We start from the raw sequence: 986 nt of genomic DNA on the forward strand, positions 1-986 counted from the left end.
GGGCGAGCAGCGCGAGCACGTCGTCCCAGAGGCTCGGGGTGGCCAGCGCGGCGCTCAGCGCGGCGTGCACCTCGGTCTGCCGGCGGAAGGGCCTGATCAGCGCCGGGTCGCGCAGCCCGAGCAGGAACTCCAACTGCCGGTACATCGCCGACTGGAAGCCGGAGCCCTCGCCGAGCAGGTTGCGGAACCGGTTGAAGTCGGCCGGGGTCATCCAGCGCAGCCCCTGCCAGGCGGCGTTCAGCCCCTCCAGGTGCAGGGCAGCGCGGCGCAGCGGCGCCAGCGCGTCCCAGATCTGGTCGGCGCGGAGCAGGCGCTGGGTCTCCCGCAGTTCGTGGCAGGTCAGCCCGAAGTACAGCTCCATGATCTGGCTGACCATCAGGAAGGACATCTCGCCCGGGTCGCTGCTCAGCGGCTGCTGTAGCTGGTGCAGGGCGCTGGCCTGCACGTACGCGTCGTACGGCACCCGCTCGGCGAACTCCAGTGTCGGCTCGCCACCGTTGCGCGCGGCGCGGGCGGCCCGCTGGCGCGGGGTCACCGGTCGCACTGAGGCGGGGCGGGTCGGCGCCCGCCGCTCCGTCTGATCCACCATTCGTCTCCCTCCCCCGGACTAGCCGACGTCATGATCCCGCGGTCGGATCGGCCTGCGGAATGCCGGATCAACGGCACTTCGCACGTTCCCCTCGCGAAACGAAGGCAACTAGGCGAAGTCGGTTCACGAAAGTAAGGTCTGAGCGTGGACGACATGGACTGGGCCCTGCTGCGCGAGTTGCAGGCCGACGCGCGGCTCTCCTTCAGTGAGTTGTCCCGGCGGGTGCACCTGTCCCCACCGGCGGTCGCGGAGCGGGTTCGCCGACTGGAGGAGGCCGGAGTCATCACCGGCTACCACGCCCATGTCGACCTGACCCGAGCCGGCCGTACCGGGGGCGCGCTGATCCCGGACGGGAGAGGGGCGGGGAGGGGAAGAGGTGAGGTTTTGGGGGGCGCCG

At 71.2% G+C, this 986-nt stretch carries 1 protein-coding gene and 1 pseudogene (1 of these 2 cut by a window edge); one reads left to right on the plus strand and one right to left on the minus strand.

Features of this window, described 5'->3' with window-relative positions; genetic code table 11:
- A pseudogene (locus C7C45_RS30150) lies at positions 1-586 on the minus strand (tryptophan 2,3-dioxygenase) (it extends 303 nt beyond the left edge of the window).
- A gap of 147 nt (positions 587-733) precedes the next feature.
- Between C7C45_RS30150 and C7C45_RS30155 the strand changes: the two are divergent.
- On the plus strand, positions 734-986 hold a 253-nt coding region (locus C7C45_RS30155; RefSeq protein ID WP_146247448.1), incomplete at its 3' end, for an Lrp/AsnC family transcriptional regulator.

This window comes from Micromonospora arborensis (assembly GCF_003205615.1).
Taxonomy (GTDB): Bacteria; Actinomycetota; Actinomycetes; order Mycobacteriales; family Micromonosporaceae; genus Micromonospora; species Micromonospora arborensis.